The sequence below is a fragment of the Micromonospora sicca genome (assembly GCF_003172935.1).
Lineage (GTDB): Bacteria > Actinomycetota > Actinomycetes > Mycobacteriales > Micromonosporaceae > Micromonospora > Micromonospora sicca.
In genome coordinates this window covers 1-25,481 of the sequence record NZ_QGKS01000164.1, presented here as the reverse complement: position 1 = coordinate 25,481, position 25,481 = coordinate 1, and the positions used below count along the sequence as shown (strand labels likewise).

The 25,481-nt window shown below is 73.7% G+C and carries 27 protein-coding genes; 22 read left to right on the top strand and 5 right to left on the bottom strand.

All coding sequences use genetic code 11. The features are described 5' to 3' along the window. Positions 1-312: 312 nt before the first annotated feature. The 17 genes from infC to argH all read left to right on the top strand — a co-directional run bounded on the left by infC (position 313) and on the right by argH (position 18,237). Positions 313-963: a translation initiation factor IF-3 gene (infC, locus tag DKT69_RS08480; protein WP_089015062.1), complete on the top strand. Its 651-nt coding sequence runs from the start codon at positions 313-315 to the stop codon at positions 961-963. Positions 964-982: 19 nt separating this feature from the next. Next, positions 983-1,177, top strand: a complete 195-nt coding sequence (rpmI, locus tag DKT69_RS08475) for a 50S ribosomal protein L35 (protein WP_109801027.1) — start codon at positions 983-985, stop codon at positions 1,175-1,177. 32 nt (positions 1,178-1,209) lie between these two features. After that, entirely contained in the window at positions 1,210-1,602 is a 393-nt protein-coding gene (gene rplT / locus DKT69_RS08470) for a 50S ribosomal protein L20 (RefSeq protein ID WP_109801026.1), read from the top strand. Between the two features lie 29 nt (positions 1,603-1,631). Beyond that, positions 1,632-2,477: a TrmH family RNA methyltransferase gene (locus tag DKT69_RS08465; protein ID WP_109801025.1), complete on the top strand. Its 846-nt coding sequence runs from the start codon at positions 1,632-1,634 to the stop codon at positions 2,475-2,477. A gap of 210 nt (positions 2,478-2,687) precedes the next feature. After that, positions 2,688-3,761, top strand: coding sequence for a phenylalanine--tRNA ligase subunit alpha (pheS, locus tag DKT69_RS08460; RefSeq protein WP_109801024.1), 1,074 nt, complete (start codon positions 2,688-2,690; stop codon positions 3,759-3,761). A 38-nt stretch (positions 3,762-3,799) separates the two neighbouring features. Beyond that, the gene (gene pheT, locus DKT69_RS08455) at positions 3,800-6,346 is read left to right on the top strand and encodes a phenylalanine--tRNA ligase subunit beta (protein WP_109801023.1); all 2,547 of its coding nucleotides are present in this window, start codon (positions 3,800-3,802) and stop codon (positions 6,344-6,346) included. A gap of 227 nt (positions 6,347-6,573) precedes the next feature. After that, positions 6,574-7,785, top strand: coding sequence for a nucleotide sugar dehydrogenase (locus DKT69_RS08450; RefSeq protein ID WP_109801022.1), 1,212 nt, complete (start codon positions 6,574-6,576; stop codon positions 7,783-7,785). Next, on the top strand, positions 7,782-8,582 hold the full coding sequence (locus DKT69_RS08445; RefSeq protein WP_236647406.1) for a glycosyltransferase family 2 protein: 801 nt from the start codon (positions 7,782-7,784) through the stop codon (positions 8,580-8,582). The genes DKT69_RS08450 and DKT69_RS08445 overlap by 4 nt, the downstream gene beginning before the upstream one ends. Before the next feature lie 8 nt (positions 8,583-8,590). After that, complete coding sequence (locus DKT69_RS08440) at positions 8,591-9,616, top strand: NAD-dependent epimerase/dehydratase family protein (protein WP_109801021.1); 1,026 nt, start codon at positions 8,591-8,593, stop codon at positions 9,614-9,616. A gap of 171 nt (positions 9,617-9,787) precedes the next feature. Beyond that, a complete protein-coding gene (gene argC, locus DKT69_RS08435; protein WP_109801020.1) occupies positions 9,788-10,789 on the top strand; it encodes an N-acetyl-gamma-glutamyl-phosphate reductase in 1,002 nt (333 codons plus the stop codon). Next, positions 10,786-11,958, top strand: a complete 1,173-nt coding sequence (gene argJ, locus DKT69_RS08430; protein ID WP_109801019.1) for a bifunctional glutamate N-acetyltransferase/amino-acid acetyltransferase ArgJ — start codon at positions 10,786-10,788, stop codon at positions 11,956-11,958. The genes argC and argJ overlap by 4 nt, the downstream gene beginning before the upstream one ends. Next, positions 11,955-12,842, top strand: a complete 888-nt coding sequence (argB, locus tag DKT69_RS08425) for an acetylglutamate kinase (RefSeq protein ID WP_109801018.1) — start codon at positions 11,955-11,957, stop codon at positions 12,840-12,842. The genes argJ and argB overlap by 4 nt, the downstream gene beginning before the upstream one ends. Continuing rightward, a complete protein-coding gene (locus DKT69_RS08420; protein WP_109801017.1) occupies positions 12,839-14,119 on the top strand; it encodes an acetylornithine transaminase in 1,281 nt (426 codons plus the stop codon). Before argB ends, DKT69_RS08420 begins: the two co-directional genes overlap by 4 nt. Continuing rightward, complete coding sequence (gene argF / locus DKT69_RS08415; protein ID WP_109801016.1) at positions 14,116-15,045, top strand: ornithine carbamoyltransferase; 930 nt, start codon at positions 14,116-14,118, stop codon at positions 15,043-15,045. Before DKT69_RS08420 ends, argF begins: the two co-directional genes overlap by 4 nt. After that, positions 15,042-15,557: an arginine repressor gene (locus DKT69_RS08410; protein WP_109801015.1), complete on the top strand. Its 516-nt coding sequence runs from the start codon at positions 15,042-15,044 to the stop codon at positions 15,555-15,557. The genes argF and DKT69_RS08410 overlap by 4 nt, the downstream gene beginning before the upstream one ends. Beyond that, positions 15,554-16,756: an argininosuccinate synthase gene (locus tag DKT69_RS08405; RefSeq protein WP_109801014.1), complete on the top strand. Its 1,203-nt coding sequence runs from the start codon at positions 15,554-15,556 to the stop codon at positions 16,754-16,756. Before DKT69_RS08410 ends, DKT69_RS08405 begins: the two co-directional genes overlap by 4 nt. 17 nt (positions 16,757-16,773) lie before the next feature. Continuing rightward, a complete protein-coding gene (gene argH / locus DKT69_RS08400) occupies positions 16,774-18,237 on the top strand; it encodes an argininosuccinate lyase (RefSeq protein WP_109801013.1) in 1,464 nt (487 codons plus the stop codon). 41 nt (positions 18,238-18,278) lie between these two features. On the opposite strand, the gene DKT69_RS08395 is transcribed toward argH, so the two are convergent. After that, positions 18,279-18,632: an MmcQ/YjbR family DNA-binding protein gene (locus tag DKT69_RS08395; RefSeq protein ID WP_109801012.1), complete on the bottom strand. Its 354-nt coding sequence runs from the start codon at positions 18,630-18,632 to the stop codon at positions 18,279-18,281. A gap of 59 nt (positions 18,633-18,691) precedes the next feature. Continuing rightward, positions 18,692-19,126: a DNA-binding protein gene (locus DKT69_RS08390; RefSeq protein WP_236647405.1), complete on the bottom strand. Its 435-nt coding sequence runs from the start codon at positions 19,124-19,126 to the stop codon at positions 18,692-18,694. Positions 19,127-19,209: 83 nt separating this feature from the next. Between DKT69_RS08390 and DKT69_RS08385 the strand changes: the two genes are divergently transcribed. The 3 genes from DKT69_RS08385 (at position 19,210) to DKT69_RS08375 (ending at position 21,349) form a co-directional block, all read left to right on the top strand. Further along, positions 19,210-19,836, top strand: coding sequence for a DNA-3-methyladenine glycosylase (locus DKT69_RS08385; protein ID WP_109801011.1), 627 nt, complete (start codon positions 19,210-19,212; stop codon positions 19,834-19,836). Between the two features lie 151 nt (positions 19,837-19,987). Next, positions 19,988-21,073 carry a WD40/YVTN/BNR-like repeat-containing protein gene (locus DKT69_RS08380; RefSeq protein ID WP_109801010.1) on the top strand — a complete coding sequence of 362 codons (1,086 nt, stop codon included), beginning with the start codon at positions 19,988-19,990 and terminating at the stop codon, positions 21,071-21,073. Further along, a complete protein-coding gene (locus tag DKT69_RS08375) occupies positions 21,074-21,349 on the top strand; it encodes a ubiquitin-like small modifier protein 1 (protein ID WP_109801009.1) in 276 nt (91 codons plus the stop codon). Between the two features lie 77 nt (positions 21,350-21,426). Here DKT69_RS08375 and DKT69_RS08370 read toward each other — a convergent pair whose 3' ends face one another. After that, positions 21,427-21,969: a DUF3224 domain-containing protein gene (locus tag DKT69_RS08370; RefSeq protein ID WP_161557786.1), complete on the bottom strand. Its 543-nt coding sequence runs from the start codon at positions 21,967-21,969 to the stop codon at positions 21,427-21,429. A gap of 181 nt (positions 21,970-22,150) precedes the next feature. Between DKT69_RS08370 and DKT69_RS08365 the strand changes: the two genes are divergently transcribed. Both DKT69_RS08365 and DKT69_RS08360 read left to right on the top strand, forming a co-directional pair. Then, positions 22,151-23,257, top strand: coding sequence for an LLM class flavin-dependent oxidoreductase (locus DKT69_RS08365; RefSeq protein ID WP_109801007.1), 1,107 nt, complete (start codon positions 22,151-22,153; stop codon positions 23,255-23,257). Continuing rightward, positions 23,254-23,880: an FMN reductase gene (locus tag DKT69_RS08360; RefSeq protein WP_109801006.1), complete on the top strand. Its 627-nt coding sequence runs from the start codon at positions 23,254-23,256 to the stop codon at positions 23,878-23,880. Before DKT69_RS08365 ends, DKT69_RS08360 begins: the two co-directional genes overlap by 4 nt. 155 nt (positions 23,881-24,035) lie before the next feature. Here the strand turns inward: DKT69_RS08360 and DKT69_RS08355 are convergent, their stop codons facing one another. Further along, on the bottom strand, positions 24,036-24,917 hold the full coding sequence (locus tag DKT69_RS08355; protein ID WP_109801005.1) for a universal stress protein: 882 nt from the start codon (positions 24,915-24,917) through the stop codon (positions 24,036-24,038). Positions 24,918-25,226: 309 nt separating this feature from the next. After that, positions 25,227-25,481 (bottom strand): hypothetical protein (locus DKT69_RS08350; protein WP_109801004.1); only part of this gene is annotated, 255 nt, incomplete at its 5' end.

The following is a 25,481-nucleotide window of genomic DNA, read 5'->3' as shown; positions in this document are numbered from 1 at the left end:
AGTTGGGGATGGCCGGGGCGAGGGTGTAGTCTTGCCAGGTCGACCAGACTGCCCCCGTTCCGACGTGCGGGCGGTCTTGAAGCGGAGCGCCTGCTCCCACCCGAGTCGCCCCTGACGGTGGCCGGGTCCGGTCACCGGTTCCGGGGACATCCCGGTTCCGGATGCGCGATCATGTGATCGTGCCGACCGGTCGAGCGGGCCCTGGCATGCGCCGGGGCCTTCTGCTTTCCGGGCGGCTCCCACCCGGGGGCCCGCGGGGTCGGACACGCAGGAGAACCGACTCGAGGAGGCCCCATCAGCGTCGAACCACGCGTGAACGAACAGATCCGGGCACGTGAGGTCCGACTGGTCGGCCCTGAGGGTGAGCAGGTGGGCATCGTCCCGCTGGAGCGCGCCCTGCAGCTGGCCGCGGACGTCGACCTGGACCTGGTCGAGGTTGCGCCGATGGCGCGCCCGCCGGTGTGCAAGCTCATGGACTTCGGCAAGTTCAAGTACGAGAGCGCACTGAAGGCGCGCGAAGCGCGGCGTAACCAGCAGCAGACCGTCATCAAGGAGATGAAGCTCCGGCCGAAGATCGACCCGCACGACTACGAGACCAAGAAGGGTCACGTGGTGCGGTTCCTCAAGGCGGGCGACAAGGTCAAGGTGACGATCATGTTCCGCGGTCGCGAGCAGAGCCGCCCGGAGCTGGGTTACCGGCTCCTGCGCCGGCTCGAGTCCGAGATCACGGACCTGGGATACGTCGAGGCCGCTCCGAAGCAGGACGGTCGAAACATGATCATGGTTCTCGCCCCGCACCGGGCCGTGAAGGCCTCCGCGGTCGCCGCCACGGCGTCCCGTGGTGGACCTCGGGAACGGGCCGCGGAGGAGGCCGGTGCTCCGGAGGCCGGCGAGACCCCGGAGGCCGGCGAGACCGCCGCAGCCGGCGAGACCGGCCCGACCGCTGACACCAGCGGCCAGTAACAGGGAGAAGACGTTCCACATGCCGAAGATGAAGAGCCACACGGGTACGGGCAAGCGGGTCAAGGTGACCGGCACGGGCAAGATCGTTGCCCAGCAGGCCGGCCTCCGCCACAAGCTGGAGAAGAAGTCCTCCACCCACACCCGGCGGCTGACCGGCACGGTCGAGCTGGCCAAGGCCGACGTCAAGCGAATCAAGAAGCTGCTCGGCCGCTGACGCGCGCCACCTGAACCGAAGAAGGAGTTGAGATGGCACGCGTCAAGCGGGCTGTGAACGCCCACAAGAAGCGTCGTACCCTGCTGGAGACCGCGAGCGGTTACCGCGGTCAGCGCTCCCGGCTGTACCGCAAGGCCAAGGAGCAGGTGCTGCACTCGATGCAGTACGCCTACCGGGACCGTCGCGACCGCAAGGGCGACTTCCGGCAGCTCTGGATCCAGCGCATCAACGCTGGCGCCCGGGCCAACGGCATGACCTACAACCGGCTGATCCAGGGCCTGCGCCTGGCCGGCATCGAGGTCGACCGCAAGATCCTGGCCGACCTGGCCGTCAACGACGCCGCGGCGTTCGCCGCGATCGTCGAGCTGGCCCGCGCCGCCGTGGCGGCCGAGGGCACCGGTGGCGCCGCGGCCCAGGCCGCCTGATCCACCCACCGCAGATCGAGGCGTCTCCCATGCAGTCACCATCGCGCGGGAGGCGCCTCGACGCTGTCTCCGGCCCGTTCACCCCGCGTACCCCCAGAGTGGTCGCGGCTCGCCGGCTGCAACGCCGCCGGGACCGCGAGGCCACCGGCCGGTTCCTGGCCGAGGGTCCGCAGGCGGTCCGCGAGGCGCTGGCCCGCGCCGGGACGGTCACCGAGCTGTTCGGCACGCCCGCCGCCCTCGACCGGTACGCCGACCTCGCGGCGCAGGCCGCCCGGGCCGACGTACCGGTCTCCGAGGTGACCGACGACGGGCTCGCCGCGCTCGCCGAGACCGTCGCCCCGCAGGGCCTGGTCGCCGTCTGCCGGCAGCTCGACGTCCCCCTGGAGACCGCCCTGTCCCGGGGCCCGCGGCTGGTCGCGGTGCTCGCCGAGATCCGCGACCCGGGCAACGCCGGCACCGTGCTGCGCACCGCCGACGCCGCCGGCGCCGGGGCGGTGGTCTTCGCCGGCGACGCCGTCGACCCGTACAACGGCAAGTGCGTGCGCTCCTCGGCCGGCAGCCTCTTCCACGTCGACGTGGTCCGCGCCCCCGACCCCCGCCAGGTGGTCGACGCGCTGCGGACCGCCGGGCTGTCCGTTCTCGCGACCACCGGGTACGGCGACAGCGATCTCGACGATCTGGCCGACGCCGGCCGGCTCGCCGCCCCCACCGCGTGGCTCTTCGGCTCCGAGGCGCACGGGCTGCCCGAGGAGCTGACCGGGGCCGCCGACGCCCGGGTCCGGGTGCCGCTGTACGGGCGCGCCGAGAGCCTGAACCTGGCTGCGGCCGCCGCCGTCTGCCTGTACGCTTCAGCCAGAGCGCTGCGCCGACCCTGAGGTCGCGCGGCCACCACAGCAGGGGGTCGTCCACGTGATGAACGCGCCACGGCGTTCGTTTAGCCAGCCCGCCGGTGTCGGCGGGCGGCGGGCCTGACCCTTCCTCCTGCGCGTAACTCCCACCGGCGGGCTGCGGCACAGCCGCGCGTCCGTAGACTCGCTTCGCCGCCCGTGAGGGCCGGCGCCGCCGTGAGGGAGTGCCCGTACGCCATGAGCTACCGCAACGATCCGTACGACCCGAAGCAGGTCGCCCTGCTCGACCCGGACGCCCTGGCCGCGGCCGTGGCCGACGCCGAGAAGGCGTTCGCCGCCGCCGCCGACCCGGACGCGTTGACCGCGCTGCGCCCCGCGCACCTCGGTGACCGGTCCCCGGTCTCCCTGGCGCGGCGGGAGATCGGCGCGCTGCCGCCGGCCGCCAAGTCCGACGCCGGCAAGCGGGTCAACGAGGCCCGCCGCGCGATCGAGGCCGCGTACGCCGCCCGGCAGGAGACCCTGGAGCGCGAGCAGGCCGAGCGGGTGCTGGTCGAGGAGCGGGTCGACGTGGCCCTGCCGTACGACCGCCGGCCGCGCGGCGCCCGGCACCCGTTGAGCACCCTGATGGAGCAGATCAGCGACTTCTTCGTCGGGATGGGCTACGAGGTGGCCGAGGGGCCCGAGGTCGAGCTGGAGTGGACCAACTTCGACGCGCTCAACATCCCCGCCGACCACCCGGCCCGCGGCCTGATGGACACCTTCCACATCGCACCGCCGGAGGGCGCCGAGAGTTCGGGCCTGGTGCTGCGTACGCACACCTCGCCGGTGCAGGCGCGCACCATGCTCACCCGCAAGCCGCCGATCTACGTGATCGTGCCCGGTCGGGCCTACCGCACCGACGAGCTGGACGCCACCCACGCGCCGGTCTTCCACCAGGTCGAGGGCCTGGTGGTGGACAGGGGCATCACGATGGCCCACCTGCGCGGCACGCTGGACCACTTCGCCCGGGCGATGTTCGGGCCGGAGGCGAAGACCCGGTGGCGGCCGCACTACTTCCCGTTCACCGAACCGTCGGCCGAGTTCGACGTCTGGTTCCCAGAGCACCGCAGGGGGCCGCAGTGGGTCGAGTGGGGCGGCTGCGGCATGGTCAACCCGCGGGTGCTGCGTGCCTGCGGCATCGACCCGGAGGTCTACTCCGGATTCGCCTTCGGCATGGGCATCGACCGGACGGTGATGGTCCGGCACGGGGTCGGCGACATGCGGGACATGGTCGAGGGGGACGTGCGGTTCACCCGCGCGTTCGGGGTCTAGACGGCGCCACGAGCTAGGGAGACGGTGGTTTAAGAGTCATGCGAGTTTCTGTCAGTTGGCTGCGGGAGTACGTCGACCTCCCCGCCGACCTGCCCACCGGCGACCTGGAGCAGGCGCTGGTCGACCTCGGCATCGAGGTCGAGTCCATCGTCGACCTGCGGGAGACCGTCACCGGGCCGCTGGTGGTCGGCGAGGTACGCGAGATCGAGGAGCTCACCGGCTTCAAGAAGCCCATCCGCTTCTGCCTGGTCGACGTCGGTGACGCCAACGGCACCGGCGAGCCGCAGGAGATCGTCTGCGGGGCGACGAACTTCGCCCAGGGCGACAAGGTGGTGGTGATCCTCCCCGGCGGCGTGCTGCCCGGCAACTTCGCCATCGGGGCGCGCAAGACGTACGGGCGCAACTCCAACGGCATGATCTGCTCGGCCAAGGAGCTGGGTCTGGGTGACGACCACGCGGGCATCATCGTGCTGCCCGAGGACACCCCGGCCAAGCCGGGCGACGACGCCCGCCCGGTGGTCGGCCTCGACGACACCGTGGTCGAGATGGAGATCACCCCGGACCGCGGGTACGCGCTGAGCGTGCGCGGCATCGCCCGGGAGCTGTCGCACGCCCTCGGCGTGCCGTTCCGCGACCCCGCCCTGGTCCCGGTGCCCGGCGCCACCGAGCGGCCGGCGTACCCGGTCGAGGTGCGGGACACGGTCGGCTGTGACCGGTTCGCCGCCCGGATGGTCCGTGGGATCGACCCGACGGCGGAGACCCCCGGTTGGCTGTCCCAGCGGCTCACCGTCGCGGGCATCCGCAGCATCTCGCTGCCGGTCGACATCACCAACTACCTGATGCTCGAACTCGGCCAGCCGATGCACGCCTTCGACGTCGACCGGATCAGCGGGCCGCTGGTGGTCCGCCGCGCCGAGCCGGGGGAGAAGCTGACCACCCTGGACGGGGTGACCCGCACTCTCGTCCCCGAGGACATGGTGATCTGCGACGACACCGGCCCGATCTCGCTCGCCGCGGTGATGGGCGGCGAGACCAGCGAGGTCCTCGCCGCCACCACCAACGTGCTCTTCGAGGCCGCGCACTGGGACCCGGCGATGGTGGGCCGGACCGCCCGCCGGCACAAGCTGTTCAGCGAGGCGGCGAAGCGCTGGGAGCGCGGTGTCGACCCCGCCCTCCCGCTGGTCGCCCTGGAGCGGGCGGTGCGGCTGCTCACCGAGCACGCCGGCGGCACGGTCGGCGCGGAGATCCTCGACATCGACCACGTCCGGCCGCGTACCCCGGTGACCCTGCCGGCGGAGCTGCCGTCCCGGCGGGTCGGGGTGGTGTATCCGCCGGAGCGGGTGATCGAGCTGCTGGAGCAGGTCGGCTGCACCGTCACCCGGGGCCCGGACCGGCTGGGCGAGGACCCGGGCGAGGTCGGGGTGGCCGCCGGTACCGGCGACGTGCTCACCGTCACCCCGCCGAGCTGGCGGCCCGACCTGACGGACCCGGCCGACCTGGTCGAGGAGGTGGTCCGCCTCGACGGGTACGACCGGGTGCCCTCGCTGCTGCCGGCCGCGCCCGCCGGCCGTGGCCTGACCTGGCAGCAGCAGCGCCGCCGGGCGGTGGCCCGCTCGCTCGCCGAGCGCGGGTACGTCGAGGTGCTCGCCCACCCGTTCGTCTCCGCCGAGCTGGCCGACCAGCTCGGCCTGCCGGCGGACGACCCGCGGCGGCGGGCGGTGCGGGTGGCCAACCCGCTGTCCGAGGAGGAGCCGCTGCTGCGGACCACCCTGCTCGGCCCGCTGCTCGGCATCCTCAAGCGGAACGTCGGCCGGGGCCTGCGGGACATCGCGATCTACGAGATCGGCACGGTGTTCCACCCGCGCCCGGGTGCCGGCGCCCCGCCGGCCATGGGCGTGGACCGCCGGCCCACCGACTCCGAGTTCGCCGCCGCCGACGCGGTGGTGCCGGACCAGCCGCGGCACGTCGCCGTGCTGGTCGCCGGCGACATCGAACCGGCCGGCTGGTGGGGCGCGGGCCGGGCGGCCGGCTGGGCGGACGCGGTGGAGGCCGGCCGGGCCGTCCTCGCCGCCGCCGGCATCCCCGCCGACCGGGTGACCGTCCGGTCCGCCGAGTACGCCCCCTGGCACCCCGGCCGCTGCGCCGAGCTGCTCGTGGACGACGCGGTGGTCGGGCACGCCGGTGAGCTGCACCCGGCCGTGGTGGCGACGCTGGAGCTGCCCCGCCGGACCAGCGCCATGGAGCTGAACCTGGACGCGGTGCCCGCCGCGCCGGTGGTGACCGGGCCGGCCATCTCCACCTTCCCCCCGGCGCTCATCGACGTGGCCCTGGTGGTGGACGACCCGGTTCCCGCGGCCGAGGTGCAGCGGGCCCTCACCGAGGGGGCCGGCGAACTGCTGGAGGACGTCCGGCTCTTCGACGTGTACGCCTCCGACCAGCTCGGCGCGGGCCGCAAGTCGCTCGCGTACAAGCTGACCTTCCGGGCCCCGGACCGGACGCTGACCGTGGACGAGGCGGTGGCGGCCCGGGACGCGGCCGTGGCCGAGGCGGCCCGCCGCTTCGGCGCCACCCTGCGCGGCGCCTGACCGGCACCTGCTCACGGCCCCGATCCGGCGCGTCCGGGTCGGGGCCGGCTGGCCACGGTCGTCTCTCGCCCCTCGTGATCCGGCCGCTGCGCAGCGTCACGGATCGTCCGAAAGGCCAGCGGTGACGGCATCTTCGGCTACCCACGGCTCACCTGCGAGCGGTTAGCCTGCTTGGATTCCGGCCATCGCCGGGATCACACCCCCGCCACCCCCACGGGAGTCCAGCCATGTCCGAGGATCCGGCTCCGCCGCCCATCTCCGTCGACGTCTGCATCGTCGGCGGCTGCGGTCGGGTGGGTCTGCCGCTGGGCATCGCGTTTGCCTCCCGCGGCCTGTCCGTCGTGCTGTACGACATCAACGCCGACGCGGTGGCCACGGTGAACGCCGGCATCCTGCCCTTCGCCGAGCCGGGCGCCGCCGAGGCGCTCGCCGAGGCGGTGACCGCCGGCCGGCTGCGGGCCAGCACCGACCCGGTCAGCGTGGGTGCCTCCGAGCACCTGGTCGTGGTGGTCGGAACCCCGGTCGACGAGCACCTCAACCCGGACCTGGGTGCGGTGCCCCGGGCGCTGGAGCGCTGCGCCGAGCACCTGCGCGACGGGCAGCTGGTGGTGCTGCGCAGCACCGTCTACCCGGGGGTGACGGCGCTGACCGAGAAGCTCCTGGTCGGCAAGGGCATCCGCGCCGACGTGGCGTTCTGCCCGGAGCGGATCGCCGAGGGCCGGGCGATGACGGAGCTGTTCACGCTGCCGCAGATCGTCGCCGCCCGTACGCCGCACGCCCTCGCCCGGGCGGAGAAGCTCTTCCGGCACCTGACCGAGGAGATCGTGCCACTCGAGCCGGAGGAGGCCGAGCTGGCGAAGTTGTTCACCAACACCTGGCGGTACATCAAGTTCGCCACCGCGAACCAGTTCTGGATGATGGCGAACGACTTCGGGCTCGACTTCGCCCGGATCCGGCACGCGGTCGCGCACGACTATCCGCGCGCCGCCGATCTGCCGATGCCCGGTTTCGCCGCCGGCCCCTGCCTGTTCAAGGACACCATGCAGCTGGCCGCGTTCAACCGGAACAACTTCGTGCTCGGCCACTCCGCGATGCTGATCAACGAGGGGCTGCCGCTCTACCTGGTGTCCCGGCTGGAGGACCGGTTCGATCTGGCGGACCTGACCGTGGGCATCCTCGGGATGGCCTTCAAGGGCGGCAGCGACGACCCGCGGGAGAGCCTGGCGTACAAGCTGCGCAAGATCCTGGCGTTGAAGACCCGGGAGACGCTCTGCACCGACCCGTACGTCGCCGACGACCGCCTGGTCGAGCTGGACGAGGTGCTGCGTCGGGCGGACCTGCTGGTGATCGCCGCTCCGCACGAGCAGTACGCCCGGCTGGAGACCGACCTGCCGGTCATCGACATGTGGGGCCTGACCGGGACCGGGGTGCGGGTGTGACGCCGCGGGTGTCGGTGATCGTGCCGGTCTACAACGAGGGCGAGGCGATCCTGCGCTGCCTGGAGCGGATGCTGCGCGAGACGCTGCTCCCGGCCGAGGTGCTGATCGTGCACGACATGCCGGAGGACATCACCGTCCCGTACGTGGAGCAGATCGCCCGCACCGACCCGCGGGTGCGCGCGGTGCTCAACACCTACGGCCGGGGCCCGGCGAACGCCATCCGGTTCGGCATCGACGTGGCCCTCGCCCCGGTCGTGGTGGTGACGATGGCCGACGGCTGTGACGACCCGCGCCAGATCGACGAGCTGGCCCGGCTGGTGGACCGGGGCGTGGTGGTCGCGGCCGCGTCCCGCTACATGCCGGGCGGCCAGCAGGTGGGCGGGCCGCGGCTGAAGCGGATGATGTCCCGCTGGGCGGGGCGCAGCCTCTACACGTTCGCCCGGGTCGGCACCCGGGACGCCACCAACAGTTTCAAGGCGTATGACACCGCATTCGTCCGCGAGGTGGGCATCGAGTCGCGGACCGGCTTCGAAATCGGGCTCGAGCTGACCGCCAAGGCCAACCGGCTGCGCCTGCCGGTCGCCGAGATACCCACGATCTGGTTGGACCGGCCGCTCGGGGAGTCCCACTTCGACCTGGGCCGGTTCCTCCCCGGTTACCTGCGCTGGTACTTCTTCGCCTACGGTCGACGGCTGAGCCGGGAGAGGCTGGCGGCCCGGGCGGCCGGCTCGCGGTCGTTCGCGACGCCGACGCCCCGCGCGCCGCAGGACAGCACCGAGTACGAGAAGACCGCATAGGAGCGCACGTGGCGAAAGTCCTGGTAACTGGTTCGGCCGGCTTCATCGGCGGCTACCTGGTGCAGGAGTTGCTGGGCCGGGGCCACGAGGTCGTCGGGATCGACAACTTCTCGAAGTACGGCCCGGTCACCCACAGCTACGACGACCACCCCCGGTTCCGGTTCGTCGAGGGCGACGCGCGGGACGTGGACCTGCTGACCACGCTGCTGGACGGCTGTGACCACCTGGTCGCGGGCGCGGCGATGATCGGCGGCATCTCCTACTTCCACGCGTACGCCTACGACCTGCTCGCCACCAACGAGCGGATCATGGCGGCCACCTGCGACGCGGCCATCCGCGCCCATCGGGACGGCCGGCTGGCGAAGGTCACCTACCTCTCCTCCTCGATGGTCTTCGAATCCACCGAGCACTGGCCGAGCAGGGAGGGCGACGAGCGGCGCATCCCACCGCCGCTGTCGTCGTACGGGTTCCAGAAGCTGGCCGTGGAGTACTACGCCCGGGCCGCCTGGGAGCAGTACCGGCTGCCGTACACGATCGTGCGGCCGTTCAACTGCGTCGGCGTGGGGGAGGGGCGCGCGCTGGGCCAGGTCGAGGTGCTCTCCGGCAACGTCAAGCTGGCGATGTCGCACGTGGTGCCCGACCTGGTGCAGAAGATCGTCAAGGGGCAGGACCCGCTGCACATCCTCGGCGAGGGCGGCCAGGTGCGGCACTACACCTACGGCGGGGACCTGGCCCGGGGCATCGCCACCGCGATCGAGCACCCGGCGGCCCACAACGACGACTTCAACCTCTCCACGGCCGAGTCGACCAGCGTGCTGGAGCTGGCCGAGCTGATCTGGCGCAAGATCAAGGGCCCGGACGTGCCGTTCCGGCACGTTTCCGACGAACCCTTCCGCTACGACGTGCAGAAGCGGGTGCCGGACGTGACGAAGTCCCGCGAGGTGCTCGGCTTCACCGCCACCACCTCGCTGGACGAGATGCTCGACGAGGTCATCCCGTGGGTGACCCGGGCGGTCGAGGAGGGCCGCCTCTGACGTCCGCCGTTCGTCCCCGCACGGCCCGTGTCGCTCGCCGCGGCGCGGGCCGTCGGCGTCTCTGCCGGGGTGATCGCGATCACGTCCTCATTTCCATGCAATGGGACGCATGAACTTGCAGCGCAGCCCCCCGCAGACTAGCCTTCAGTGCATAGTCATGCGGAGGTGGGTATGGGCATCCGAGTCGCGGTCGCCGGGGCCAGCGGTTACGCCGGTGGCGAGCTGCTGCGCCTGGTCGCCGGGCACCCGGAGTTCGATCTGGTCACCGCCACCGCCCACGCGCAGGCCGGCCGGCCCGTCACCGCCGTACACCCGCAGCTCGCGGGCCTGGACCTGGTGCTCGGGGCGACCGACCCGACCGCCCTGGCCGACGCGGACCTGGTCTTCCTGGCCCTGCCGCACGGCGAGTCGGCGGCGCTCGCCGCCGCCCTGCCGGAGACGGTCAAGGTGGTCGATCTCGGCGCCGACCACCGGCTGCGCGACGCCGCCGCCTGGGCCCGGTACTACGGCGGCCCGCACGCGGGCGCCTGGACCTACGGCCTGCCCGAGCTGCCCGGCCAACGGGCCGCCATCGCCGCCGCCACCCGGGTGGCCAACACGGGCTGCTACGCCGTCGCCACCACCCTCGCGCTCGCGCCGCTGATCGCCGCGGGCGCGGTCCACGCCACCGACGTGGTGGTGGTCGCCGCCTCCGGGTCCTCCGGCGCCGGCCGGGCCGCCAAGGCCCACCTGCTCGGCAGCGAGGTGATGGGCGACCTGTCGCCCTACAAGGTCGGCGCCCACCAGCACGTGCCGGAGATCAAGCAGGCCACCGGCGCGACCAGCCTCTCCTTCACCCCGGTGCTCGCCCCCATGCCGCGCGGCATCCTCGCCACGGTCACCGCCGTGCCCACCGGCGACGCCGACCCGCACGCGGTGCTCACCGCGGCGTACGCGGACGCCCCCTTCGTGCACGTGCTGCCCGAGAGGACGTGGCCGCACACCGCGGCCACCGCCGGCGGGAACTCCTGCCACCTGCAGGCCGCGGTGGACCTCGACTCCGGCCGGGTGATCGTGGCCAGCGCCGTCGACAACCTCGGCAAGGGCGCGGCCGGCCAGGCCGTGCAGAACGCCAACCTGATGTTCGGCCTCCCCGAGACCACCGGACTCTCCGTTTGGGGGATCGCCCCGTGACCGTCACCGTTCCCCGGGGCTTCCGGGCGGCCGGGGTCGCCGCCGGCCTCAAGACCAGCGGCGCCGCGGACATCGCCCTCGTCGTCAACGACGGCCCCGACGCCGGCGTGGCCGGCGTCTTCACCGCCAACCGGGTCAAGGCCGCGCCGGTGCTCTGGAGCCAGCAGGTGGTCCGGGGCGGCGTGGTCCGCGCCGTGGTGCTCAACTCCGGCGGCGCGAACGCCTGCACCGGGCCGGCCGGATTCCAGGACACCCACGCCACCGCCGAACACACCGCCGCCGCGCTCACCGCCGGCAGCCCCCGGCTGATGCTCGGCGCCGCCGAGGTGGCGGTCTGCTCCACCGGGCTGATCGGCGAGCGGCTGCCGATGCGGAAGCTGCTGCCCGGGGTGCGCAGCGCCGTCCGCGGGCTCGCCCATGACGGCGGCGCGGCGGCGGCCGAGGCGATCATGACCACCGACACCCGGCCGAAGACCACCGTCGCCAAGGGCAGCGGCTGGACCGTCGGCGGGATGGCCAAGGGCGCCGGGATGCTCGCCCCCGCCATGGCCACCATGCTCTGCGTCCTCACCACCGACGCGGTCGCCGGGCCGGAGACCCTCGACGCCGCGCTGCGCGCCGCCACCCGGGTCACCTTCGACCGGATCGACTCCGACGGCTGCATGTCCACCAACGACACCGTGCTGCTGCTGGCCAGCGGCGCGTCCGGCATCGAGCCGACCGGGGCTGAACTGACCGCCGCGGTCACCGCCGCCTGCCACGACCTGGCCCAGCAGCTCATCGCCGACGCCGAGGGCGCCACCAAGCAGATCGCGATCGACGTGGTCGGCGCCGCCGACTCCGACGACGCCGTCGAGGTGGGCCGCTCGGTGGCCCGCAACAACCTGGTCAAGACCGCGCTCTTCGGCAACGACCCGAACTGGGGCCGGATCCTCGCCGCCGTCGGCACCACCTCGGCCGCGTTCGAGCCGGACGGCGTGGACGTCGCGGTCAACGGGGTCTGGGTGTGCCGCTCCGGCGCCGCCGCGGAGGATCGGTCCAAGGTGGACCTGACCGGGCGGGACGTCACCATCCGGATCGACCTGCACGCCGGCGACGCGGCCGCGACGATCTGGACCAACGACCTGTCGCACGCGTACGTGCACGAGAACTCGGCGTACTCCACATGAGTCTCTCCGCGGACCTCACCCGGGCCCAGGCCAAGGCCGAGACGCTGATCGAGGCCCTGCCCTGGCTGGCGAACTTCTCCGGCGCGACCGTCGTGGTCAAGTACGGCGGCAACGCCATGGTCGACCCCGAACTCCAGCGCGCCTTCGCCGCCGACATGGTCTTCCTCCGGTACGCCGGCCTCAAGCCCGTCGTGGTGCACGGCGGCGGGCCGCAGATCTCCGCCATGCTCGGCCGGCTCGGCATCGCCAGCGAGTTCAAGGGCGGGCTGCGGGTCACCACCGCCGAGGCGATGGACGTCGTCCGGATGGTGCTCGTCGGCCAGGTCGGCCGGGAACTGGTCGGGCTGATCAACGCGCACGGCCCGTTCGCCGTCGGCCTCTCCGGCGAGGACGCCGGGCTCTTCACCGCCGTGCGCCGCCCGGCGTACGTGGACGGGGAGCCGGTCGACGTCGGGCAGGTCGGCGACGTGGAGTCGGTGGACGTCTCCGCGGTGGCCGACCTCATCGCGGCCGGCCGGATCCCGGTCATCTCCACCGTCGCGCCGGACGTCGACGGGGTGCTGCACAACCTCAACGCCGACACGGCCGCCGCCGCCCTCGCCGCCGCCCTCGACGCCCGCAAGCTGGTCGTCCTCACCGACGTCCCCGGCCTGTACGCGGACTGGCCGGACACTGCCAGCCTGGTCAGCGAGATCAGCACCGACGACCTGGCCAAGCTGCTGCCGTCCCTGGAATCGGGGATGGTCCCGAAGATGGAGGCCTGCCTGCGGGCGGTGCGCGGGGGAGTGCCCGCCGCGCACGTCGTCGACGGCCGGGTCGCCCACTCCACGCTCCTCGAAGTGTTCACCTCGGAAGGATTCGGCACGATGGTGGTTCCGTCATGAGCACGCTGGTGGAGCGCTGGTGCGCGGCCATGATGGACAACTACGGCACCCCGCCGCTCGCGCTGGTCTCCGGCTCCGGCGCGGTGGTCACCGACGAGGCCGGTCGGGAGTACGTCGACCTGCTCGGCGGCATCGCGGTCAACGCCCTCGGCCACGCCCACCCGGCCGTGGTGGCCGCCGTGTCCAGGCAGGTCGCCACCCTCGGTCACGTCTCGAACCTCTTCGTCGCCGAGCCGCCGGTGGCCCTGGCCGAACTGCTGCTGGCCCTGGCCGGGCGCCCCGGGCGGGTCTTCTTCGCCAACTCCGGCGCCGAGGCCAACGAGACCGCGTTCAAGCTCTCCCGGCTCACCGGCCGCACCCACGTGGTCGCCGCGCGGGGCGGCTTCCACGGCCGCACCATGGGTGCGCTGGCGCTCACCGGCCAGCCGGCCAAGGCCGATCCGTTCCGCCCGCTCCCCGGCGAGGTCACCCACGTCGCGTACGGCGACGTGGCGGCCCTCGAAGCGGCCGTGACCGACGCGACCGCAATGGTGATCCTGGAGCCGATCCAGGGCGAGAACGGCATCGTGGTCCCGCCCGCCGGCTACCTCGCGGCGGCCCGGCGGATCACCGCCCGGCACGGCGCGCTGCTGGTGCTCGACGAGGTGCAGACCGGCGTCGGCCGGACCGGGCACTGGTTCGCCCACCAGGCCGAGGGCGTCGAACCGGACCTCGTCACGCTCGCCAAGGGGCTCGGCGGCGGCCTGCCGATCGGCGCCTGCCTGGCCTTCGGCCGGGCCGCCGAACTGCTCGGTCCCGGCTCGCACGGCACCACCTTCGGCGGCAACCCGGTCAGTTGCGCGGCCGCCCTCGCCGTGATCGCCACCATCGCCAACGAGGGGCTGCTCGATCACGTCAAGCGGGTCGGCGAGCGGCTGCGCCGGGGGATCGAGGCGCTCGGACACCCCCTCGTGACCGACGTCCGCGGCGCCGGGCTGCTGCTCGGCATCGTGCTCGCCGAACCGGTCTCCGGCCCGGTGGCGACCGCCCTGCGTGACGCCGGCTTCCTGGTCAACCCGGTGCAGCCCGGCGTGGTCCGGCTCGCCCCGCCGCTGATCCTCACCGCTGGGCAGGCCGACGCCTTCCTCGCCGCCCTCCCGGCGGCGCTCGACGCGGCCACCCCCGCCGCCCCGGGCGAGGCGGGACCTGCTGGCAAGCAGCGCCTGGCGGGGCCGGCCGCGACCGGCATCTCGACCCCGGCACCGACGACCACGAGCAGCGCGGAGGTCAGCGCATGATCCGGCACTTCCTGCGGGACGACGACCTGACCCCGGCCGAACAGGCGGTGGTGCTCGACCTGGCGGCCCGGATGAAGGCCGACCGGTTCGCGTACCAGCCCCTCGCCGGGCCGCGGTCGGTGGCGGTGCTCTTCGACAAGCAGAGCCTGCGCACCCGGATCTCCTTCGACGCCGGCATCGCCGAACTGGGCGGCCACCCGCTCGTGGTGGACACCCAGGTCACCCACTTCGGCCGGGGCGAGACCCTCGCCGACGCCGGCCGGGTGCTCTCCCGCTACGTCGCCGCGATCGTGCTGCGCACCCACGGCGACGACCGGATCGCCGAGGTCGCCTCGCACGCCACCGTGCCGGTGGTCAACGCGCTCACCGACGACTACCACCCCTGCCAGCTCCTCGCCGACCTGCTCACCGTCCGCGAACGGTTCGGCGCCGTCACCGGGCGGACCCTCGCGTACGTGGGGGACGCGGCCAACAACATGGCCCACTCGTACCTGCTGGCCGGCGCCACCGCCGGGATGCACGTCCGGATCGCCGGCCCGGTCGGCTTCCAGCCCGATCCCGAGATCGTGGCCCGGGCCGAGAAGATCGCGGCCGGCACCGCCGGCTCGGTCCGGCTGCTGACCGACCCGGTCGAGGCCGCCCGCGGCGCCCACGTGCTGGCCACCGACACCTGGACCTCGATGGGCCAGGAGGACGACGGGCTGGACCGGATCACCCCGTTCCGGCCGTACCAGATCAACGCGGCGCTGCTCGGCCACGCCGCGCCGGACGCGATCGTGCTGCACTGCCTGCCCGCGCATCGGGGTGAGGAGATCACCGACGAGGTGCTCGACGGGCCGCGGAGCGCGGTCTTCGACCAGGCGGAGAATCGCCTGCACGCCCAGAAGGCGCTGCTCACGTTTCTCCTGGAGGCATCGACATCATGACCGCCCCGCTGACCCGTACCGCCCGGCACGCCCGGATCGTCGAGCTGATCCGCGAGAAGGCGATCCACTCGCAGACCGAGCTGGCCGACCTGCTCGCCGGCGACGGCATCCAGGTCACCCAGGCCACCCTCTCCCGGGACCTCAAGGAACTGGGGGCGGTCACCGCGCGCGGCGGCGACGGCCGGGGCGTCTACCTGATCCCCGAGGACGGCCGCCGGCCGCTGCGCGACGCCGAGGCCGCCCCGGCCCGGCTCGTCCGGCTGCTGCACGAGCTGCTCAACGGGGTCGACTCCAGCGGCAACATCGCCGTGCTGCGTACCCCGCCGGGCGCAGCCCAATACCTGGCCAGCGCGTTGGACCGAGCGGGCCTGCCCGAGATCGTCGGCACCATCGCCGGCGACGACACCATCCTCGTCGTGGCCCGCGAGGCCCTCGGCGGGGCCGCGCTCGGCGACAAGCTCGCCGGCTGGGCCCGCCGCGAAGACAACGTTGAAGGGAGCACAAAACCATGACCGAGCGGGTCGTCCTGGCGTACTCCGGGGGTCTCGACACCTCCGTCGCCATTCCCTACCTGGCCGAGCGGACCGGCGCCGAGGTGATCGCGGTCGCGGTCGACGTCGGGCAGGGCGGCGAGGACCTGAACGCCATCCGGCAGCGCGCCCTGGACTGCGGCGCCGTCGAATCCGAGGTGGTCGACGCGCGCGACGAGTTCGCCGCCGACTACTGCCTGCCGGCGATCCGGGCCAACGCCCTCTACATGGACCGCTACCCGCTGGTCTCCGCGCTGTCCCGGCCGCTGATCGTCAAGCACCTGGTCGCGGCGGCCCGCAAGCACGGCGGCACCATCGTGTCGCACGGCTGCACCGGCAAGGGCAACGACCAGGTCCGCTTCGAGGTCGGCCTGGGCGCGCTCGCCCCCGACCTGAAGATCGTGGCCCCGGCCCGGGACTTCGCCTGGACCCGGGACAAGGCGATCGCCTTCGCCGAGGAGAAGGGGCTGCCGATCGACGTGTCGGCCAAGTCCCCGTACTCCATCGACCAGAACCTGTGGGGTCGCGCGGTGGAGACCGGCTTCCTCGAGGACATCTGGAACGGCCCGATCGAGGGCCTCTACTCGTACACGTCCGACCCGGCCGAGCCGCGGGACGCCGACGAGGTCGTGATCTCCTTCGACGCCGGCAACCCGGTCGCGATCGACGGCGAGACCGTCACCCCGTACCAGGCGATCCTGGAGCTGAACCGGCGCGCCGGCGCGCAGGGCGTGGGCCGGCTCGACATGGTCGAGGACCGCCTCGTCGGCATCAAGAGCCGCGAGGTGTACGAGGCCCCCGGCGCGATCGCGCTGATCACCGCCCACCAGGAGCTGGAGGCGGTCACCGTCGAGCGCGACCTGGCCCGGTTCAAGCGCGGCGTCGACCAGCGCTGGGGCGAGCTGGTCTACGACGGCCTCTGGTTCTCGCCGCTGAAGAACTCCCTCGACGCGTTCATCGCCGACGCCCAGCAGCACGTCTCCGGCGAGGTGCGGCTGACCCTGCACGGCGGCCGGGCCACCGTCACCGGCCGGCGCTCCGAGTCCAGCCTGTACGACTTCGGCATGGCCACCTACGACACCGGCGACACCTTCGACCAGTCCCTGGCGAAGGGCTTCGTGCAGCTGTGGGGCCTGCCGAGCAAGATGGCCGCCGCGCGGGACGCCCGGTTGGGCGGCTGAAGATCGTGGGCACCACAATGGGCGGGGTGGACGACAAGAGCCTGACCGAGAACAGCGCCGCCACCAACCGGACGAGCCTGTGGGGCGGCCGGTTCGCCGGCGGCCCCTCCGAGGCCCTCGCACGGCTGTCGGTGAGCGTCCAGTTCGACTGGCGCCTCGCCCCGTACGATCTCGCCGGGTCCCGGGCGCACGCCCGGGTCCTCGCCGGCGCCGGCCTGCTCGATCCCGAGGAGCTGGGCCGGATCCTGGCGGCGCTGGACGACCTGGAGGCCGCCTGCGCCTCCGGGCAGTTCCGCCCGACCGTCGACGACGAGGACGTGCACACCGCCCTCGAACGCGGCCTGCTGGAGCGGCTCGGCAGCCTCGGCGGCAAGCTGCGCGCCGGGCGGTCCCGCAACGACCAGGTCGCCACCGACCTGCGGCTCTACCTGCGCGACCACGCCCGCGGCGTGGCCGCCCGCCTGGTCGAACTGGCCGAGGCGCTGGTCGAGCAGGCCGGGCGGCACGTGGACACCGCCGCGCCCGGCATGACCCACCTGCAGCACGCCCAGCCGGTCACCTTCGGGCACTGGCTGCTCGCCCACGTGCAGCCGCTGCTGCGCGACCTGGAACGGCTGCGGGACTGGGACCACCGAGCGGCGATCAGCCCGCTCGGCGCGGGCGCGCTCGCCGGCTCGGGCCTGCCGCTGGACCCAATGGCCGTCGCCAAGGAGCTGGGCTTCCGCACGTCCTTCGCCAACTCGATGGACGCCGTCGCCGACCGGGACTTCGTCGCCGAGTTCCTCTTCGTCACCGCGATGATCGGCGTGCACCTGTCCCGCCTCGGCGAGGAGGTGGTGCTCTGGACGTCGCACGAGTTCGGCTGGGTCGAGCTGGACGACGCCTTCGCCACCGGCTCGTCGATCATGCCGCAGAAGAAGAACGCGGACATCGCCGAGCTGGCCCGGGGCAAGTCCGGCCGCCTGGTCGGCGGGCTGATGAGCGTGCTCACCATGCTCAAGGGCCTGCCGATGACCTATGACCGGGACATGCAGGAGGACAAGGAGCCGGCCTTCGACGCGGTCGACACCCTGGAGCTGCTGCTGCCGGCCCTCGCCGGGATGATCTCCACGATGACGGTCCGGGTCGACCGCCTGGTGGCCGCCGCGCCGGTCGGCTTCTCCCTCGCCACCGAGGTGGCGGACTGGCTGGTCCGCAAGGGCGTGCCGTTCCGCGACGCGCACGAGATCACCGGCAAGCTGGTCGCGCTCTGCGTGGCCCGGGACTGCGCCCTGGACGAGGTCTCCGACGCCGACCTGGCGACGGTGAGCGAGCACCTCGACCCGTCGGTGCGCGACGTGCTGTCGGTCCGCTCCGCCCTCGCCGCGCGCACCACGCCCGGCTCGACCGGCCCCGGACCGGTCGCCGACCAGCTCGCCGCCGCCGCCGACAGGCTGTTCGGCTGGCGGGAGTGGGCCGCCGAGCGGGTCGTCCCCCGCTGAGGTCGCCGGGTCGGCGCGGGTGGCCCCACCCGCGCCGACCCTCAGCCCGTCGGGCGCTCCCGCTTCGGCAGCTTCGCCACCACCGCGTCGTACGACCCGTCGACGGCGTCGATCAGTTCCTCGTCGCCGATCCCGGCGTCCAGGCGCAGCGTGTTCCAGCCGGACCGCCCGATGTACGGCGATGCTGTCGCGTCCTCCGGGAACCGGTGCAGCCACTCGTCGGCGACGTCCCGGTTCGGGCCGCACTTCACGCCCACCCGCGCCTCGCCGTCGGGGGAGCCGAGGAACGCGAAGATCCGGCTCCCCACCTTGACCACCTCGTCGCCCTCCCACGGCTGGTCCAGCCAGGCGCCCGGCTTGGCCAGGCAGTACGCCAGCATCTCCTCGCGCGTCATCGCGTCCTCCCGTCGCCCGCTTGCGGGCCCAGTCTCGCGCATGCCTGCGACGCCGCCGCTCAGTCGCCGGTGCCGGTCCGGACGGTCAGCCGCTCGTAGCGCTGGCGGGCCGCCTGGGCGCTGCCCAGCCCGAGCCCGAAGGCGATCGCCTGCCAGGTCAGGCCGCGGCCGCGGGCGACCTGCAACAGACCCGCCTCCAGGGCGTCGACCTCGGCGCGGACGTGCGGGATCAGGGTCAGCGCGGCCATCAGGTCGGCCTGGTCGACCGGCTCCTCGCCGGGCTCCAGCTCGGCCCCGCCGGCGAGGGCCATCACCAGCGTCGCCGCCTCGTAGGCGTCCGGCACGTCCGGGTGGGCGTACCGACGGCGGCGGGCGTCCGTGCCGGCGTGCCGCTCGGCGATCCGCAGCAGCGCCGCGTAGTTGCGGTGCGCGCGGGCCTGGGCAGCATCCGGAGCGGTGAACGGGTCGTTGTCCAGCGTGACCATGTGTTCCATCAGAGCCGCTTGAACACCCCTTTGTCAACAGTTTGTTGAAAGCAAGTCGTGCTCATCTCCGCGGCGCCGACTAGGGTCGAGCCATGACCGCCGCTGACCCCGTGACCACCGCCGACCTCGTCGAGCTGCTCGCCGGCCCGGTCGTGCCGGCCGCGCGCGGGCTGCTCGGCTGCCGGCTCGCCGCGGGCGGGGTCACCGTCCGGATCACCGAGGTCGAGGCGTACGCCGGCACGGCCGGGGACCCGGCCTCGCACGCCCACCGGGGGCGCACCCCGCGCAACGCGGTGATGTTCGGGCCGGCCGGGCACGCCTACGTCTACTTCACCTACGGCATGCACTGGTGCGTGAACGTGGTGACCGGCCTGGACGGGGAGGCCTCGGCGGTGCTGCTGCGGGCCGGCGAGGTGGTCGACGGCCTCGACGCCGCCCGGGCCCGGCGCCCCGCCGTACGCCGGGACGTGGACCTCGCCCGTGGGCCCGCCCGGCTCTGCGCGGCGCTCGGCATCGACCGCTCCGCCTACGGCCTCGACCTGCTCGGCGACGGCCCGGTGCGGCTGCGACCGCCCCTCGAGCCGGTGGCCGAGGCGGCGATCGAGGCCGGCCCGCGGGTCGGCGTCACCGGGGCGCACGACGTGCCGTGGCGGTTCTGGATCTCCGGCGATCCGACGGTGAGCGCCTACCGGCGGCACGTGCCCAGGGTGCGACGCTGAGCCCCGGCGTGGCCGGGCGGAAATGTGTCGGAGGGCGTGGCCATAATCACTAGGCCCGAGTCCACGGGTGGCGGCTTCCGCCTGTCCCGGCTTTTCGCCGGATCGCCGCCCGGACCCGGCCATCTGCCCGCCGACGGATCGGAGGACCGTCATGGCAACGCTGCTCGCGATCGGCACCGGCAAAGGTCTCTTCCTCGCCACCAGCAACGACGGTCGACGCGGCTGGGAGGTGAGCGGGCCGCACTTCCCGATGACCGGCGTCTACGCGGTGGCCGTCGACAAGCGCCCCGGCACGCCCCGGGTGCTCGCCGGCACGACCAGTTCGCACTTCGGGCCGAGCGTGGCCAGCAGCGACGACCTGGGCGCCTCCTGGCAGGAGCCGGACCAGGCGCCGGTGGCCTTCCCGGCGGACACCGGCGTCAGCCTCGGTCGGGTCTGGCAGCTCACCCCGGCCGGCGCCGATCAGCCCGACGTGGTCTGGGCCGGCACCGAGCCCTCGGCGCTGTTCCGCTCCGACGACGGCGGCCGCAGCTTCACCCTGGTCCGGGCGCTCTGGGACCACCCGCACCGGGAGCGGTGGGGCGCGGGCTTCGGCGGCCAGGCGGTGCACAGCGTGCTGCCGCACCCCCGTGACCCGGCCCGGATGGCGGTGGCGATGTCCACCGGCGGGGTTTACCGCACCGAGGACGGCGGGGCGAGCTGGGCGCCGGGCAACACCGGCATCCGGGCGTACTTCCTGCCCGACGAGTGGCCCGAGTTCGGGCAGTGCGTCCACAAGATCGCCCGGGACGCCGGCGATCCCGAGCGGCTCTACGCGCAGAACCATCACGGCGTCTACCGCTCCGACGACGACGGTCGCACCTGGACGTCGATCGCCGCCGGCCTGCCCAGCGACTTCGGCTTCCCGATGGTCGCCCACCCGTCCCGGTCCGGCACGATCTACGCGTTCCCGCTGACCGCCGACGCGCAGCGCTACCCCGTCGATCACCGCTGCCGGGTCTACCGCTCCATCGACGCCGGCGACAAGTGGGAGCCGCTGACCGTCGGGCTGCCCGAGGGGCCGTTCCACCCGTCCGTGCTGCGCGACGCGATGTGCGTGGACGACGCCGACCCGGCCGGGGTCTACTTCGGCACCCGCTCCGGCGAGGTCTACGCCAGCCGGGACGAGGGGGACTCCTGGTCCCTGGTCGCCGCCCACCTGCCCGACGTCCTCTGCGTCCGCGCCGCGGAGCTCTGAGTGGTCACCGTGCTGCTGCCGGGCCCGCTGCGCGGCGAGGCCGGCGGCGCGAGCCGGCTCACCGTGGCCGCCACCGGCACCCTGCGGGGGGTCCTCGACGAGCTGGCCGGGGCGTGGCCCCGACTGGCTCGCCGGATCCGCGACGAGCGGGGCGAGCTGCGCCGGTACGTCAACGTCTACGTCGACGGCGAGGACTGCCGGCACGTCGGCGGACTGGACACCCCGGTCGGCGACGGCGCCGAGGTGCAGGTGCTTCCCTCGGTGGCCGGCGGCTGACCGGTCCGCCGGGGTCCCGCGTCCCGCCATGATCCGCTAGGGTCTCCGGCGGACGAGGGGAGCGGCGCGGTGACGTCCTACGAGTGGGGGCGATTGATCGGACGACTGATGTGCCAGTCCCTGATGCTGGCGCTGATCGTCGGCGCGATCGTGCTCGTCGTGATCCGGCAGCGACGCCGGCGCCGCCCGCCGGTCCCGCCCCACCCGGCGCACGGCTGGCAGCAGCCGTACCGGGGCCAGCCGTATCCCGGCCAGCCATACCCGGGCCAGTCGCAGCAGGGTGGCCCACCGGCCGATCCAGGCCCGGGTTGGCAGCAGCCGCATCCGCAGCAGGGCTGGTCGCCGCCGCATCCGGGCCAGCCGTACGGCGGCCCGCCCCAGCCCGGCGGCGGCCCGCAGCCGCCGTACCCGGGTCCCCAGCCGCCCCGGGCCTGATATCGCACCGCGGAGGTCTCCACCTGTGCCCGGCACATCAGGATCCGGGTGGTGCTGGCGCCGGTGAGGTCGCCGGTGAAGGTCTTGGTGATCCGGGCCTCGCCCAGCACCGCCCCGTCGGCCTCGTCGTACGCTTCCTGGTCCCAGCTGCCGAGGGTGAAGCTGCCCTCCGCGCGTCCGGTCATGCCCTGATCCTCTGCCCCGAGGCTGACATCCCCCATCAGGTACGGCCGGCGTTTCCGGCCCGGTCCGCGGCGTGAGGTGGGCCACCCGCGGGCAGGCCCTCCACGGAATAGTTGCTTTGGCAAATATGTTGTGCGGGACGATCCGGGCCACGGCGGTCCGGCGGCACGCGAGGAGCTGGTCATGCAGTTCGGAGTCTTCACCGTCGGCGACGTCACGGTCGACCCGACCACGGGGCGGCTGCCGTCCGAGCATGAGCGGATCAAGGCCATGGTGGCCATCGCCCTCAAGGCCGAGGAGGTCGGGCTCGACGTCTTCGCCACCGGCGAGCACCACAACCCGCCGTTCGTGCCCTCGTCGCCGACCACCATGCTGGGCCACATCGCCGCCCGCACCGAGCGACTGCTGCTCTCCACCTCCACCACGCTGATCACCACCAACGACCCGGTGAAGATCGCCGAGGACTACGCGATGCTCCAGCACCTGGCCGACGGCCGGGTCGACCTGATGATGGGCCGCGGCAACACCGGACCGGTCTACCCGTGGTTCGGCCAGGACATCCGCAACGGCATCCCGCTCGCCATCGAGAACTACGACCTGCTGCACCGGCTCTGGCGGGAGGACGTGGTCGACTGGAAGGGCCGCTTCCGTACGGCGCTGCAGTCGTTCACCGCGACGCCGCGCCCACTCGACGGCGTGCCGCCGTTCGTGTGGCACGGCTCGATCCGCAGCCCCGAGATCGCCGAGCAGGCCGCGTACTACGGTGACGGCTTCTTCGCCAACCACATCTTCTGGCCGAAGGAGCACACCCAGCGGATGGTCGGCCTCTACCGCCAGCGGTTCGCCCACTACGGCCACGGCACGCCCGAGCAGGCCATCGTCGGGCTCGGCGGGCAGGTCTTCATGCGGCGCAACTCCCAGGACGCGGTCCGCGAGTTCCGGCCGTACTTCGACAACGCCCCGGTCTACGGGCACGGGCCCTCGCTGGAGGAGTTCACCGCCCAGACGCCGCTCACCGTCGGCAGCCCGCAGCAGGTCATCGACCGTACGCTCGGCTTCCGCGAGTACGTCGGCGACTACCAGCGCCAGCTCTTCCTGATGGACCACGCCGGTCTGCCGTTGAAGACGGTGCTCGAACAGCTCGACCTGCTCGGCGAGGAGGTCGTCCCGGTGCTCCGCAAGGAGTTCGACGCGCTGCGTCCCGCCCACGTACCCGAGGCGCCCACCCACGCCTCGCTGGTCGCGGCCCGCGACGCGGCGGACCTGACCGGCGCGGAGGGCGGCCGATGACCCGGCGCACCCTGGCCGTGGTCTCGGCCGGCCTCGGCCGGCCCTCCTCGACCCGGCTGCTCGCCGACCAGCTCGCCGCGGCCACTCGCGACGAGCTGGACCGGCGCGGCGCCGCCGTCGAGCTCCACCCGATCGAGCTGCGCGAACACGCCCACGACGTGGTGAACCACCTGCTCACCGGCTTCCCCTCGCCGGCGCTGCGGGAGGTGCTGGACGCGGTGGCCGGCGCCGACGGGCTGATCGCCGTCACGCCGATCTTCAACGCCTCCTACAACGGACTGTTCAAGTCCTTCTTCGACGTGGTCGACTCCGACGCGCTGGCCGGGCGGCCGGTGCTGATCGGCGCCACCGGCGGCACCGCCCGGCACTCGCTCGCCCTGGAGCACGCGGTCCGGCCGATGTTCGCCTACCTGCGCGCGCTGGTCGTGCCGACGGCGGTCTTCGCCGCGCCCGAGGACTGGGCCGGCGAGGGAGCCGACGCGGCCCTCCGCGCCCGGATCCGGCGGGCCGCCGGCGAACTCGCCGACCAGGTCGACCGCCGCCCGGCCGCGATCGGTCCCGCCGACCCGTTCGCCCTCACCACCAGCTTCGAGGACCTGCTCGCCGGCCGCGACCCCGCCTGAGCCGGATCGCGACCCGACCTGAGCCGCGGCCGCGGTCACGCCCGGGCAGGCCCCGGTCCGGGGCCAGAGCCGGCCGCTACCCGGCCTGAGCGGGCAGCCACCTGGGCCCCATCCGGCCGCCACCCGCCGTGCCCGCGCCCACCACGGGCGCGGGCTCAGTCGGTCGGCTCGTACGGGTGGGCGACCAGCACCGGGCAGTGGGCGTGCTGCAGCAGCGCATGGCTGACCGAGCCGAGCAGCAGCCCGGCGAAGCCGCCCCGGCCCCGGGAGCCGACCACCACCAACTCGGCTTCCCCGCTCGCCTCGATCAGCGCCTGCTCCGGCTTGGCGGCCCGCACCGGTCGCTCGGTCACGGTCAGCCCGGGATGGTCGGCCCGTACCCGGCCGGCCACGCCGGCCAGCAGGTCGGCCGATCCGGCCTGCTCGGCCGCACCCGACTCCGCCACCTCCTCGGGCAGACCCCCGGGCCGGCCGTCGGGTCGTACGTGCATCAGCACCAGGGCCCTGTCCCGGCGTACCGCCTCGTCGGCGGCCTGCCGGACGGCGAGCGCCGCCGACTCGGAGCCGTCCACCCCGACCACCACCGGCCCGCCCGCCGGGATCGGCTCGTCGGCCGGCCGGACCACCAGCACCGGGCAGTGCCCGTGCTGGGCGACCTGGCCGCTGACCGAGCCCAGCAGCAGGCCGGCGAACCCGCCGTGCCCGCGGCTGCCGACCACCACCAGCTCGGCCCGGCGGGACTCCGCGACCAGCGCGGCGCCCGGCCCGCCGGCCACCTGGCGCACCTCCACGCGCAGGCCGGCACGGCGCTCGGCGAGTTCCGCGGCCACCTGCTCCAGCATCTTCTGCGCCGCCTCGGTCGGCGCCGGCACCCCGATGTCGTACGGGTTGAGCGGCACGCCGTAGCCGAGCGGGTGCAGGTAGCCGTGCACCAGGTGCAGCGGCCGGGACCGCTGGACCGCGGTGCGCGCCGCGTGTTCCGCGGCGACCAGGCTGGACGGTGATCCGTCGACGCCCACCACGACAGGTCTATTCATCAGCTCCCCCAGAGGTCGATCAGGCCATTGTCGACCTACCCGGCGCCGCCGGTCCGCATTTGTCCCGCGCGGCCCCGGGAGCACTCCCGACTCGCACGATCGTCGGCGCCGGCCGGCGACGCGGCCGACGCGGGCGGGGTGTGCGGCCGGTCAGGCGGAGTCGCTACCCCCGTGGTGCCGGACGACGGCGGAGCGGGCTGCGCGCGTGGTGCGGCACGGCGTGGCTGACGGAGCCGAAGGTGCAGCGCAGCACACCGGGGTCGAGTTCACCGCAGCAGGGGTGCGCCAGCTGATGGCGTCGGACGAACCCTAGCGTCCGTCGCTGCCGGCGGTGGCCGGCCCGGCCAGGGCGTACCGGCGGACGACCAGCTCGTCCACCTCGAGCCGGCCGATGCGCAGCTCCCGGATGGCCGCCCGGCGGACCGCGAGCCGGCCGATCGCCAGCGCACCCACCGCCACCGCGCCGAGCGCGGCCGCGGACAGCGCCAGCGACCCGGCCGCCGTGGCGCCCAGGGCCCGCGCGCCGGCCAGGTGCGCGCCGGTGGCCGAGGCGGCCGGGTCGCT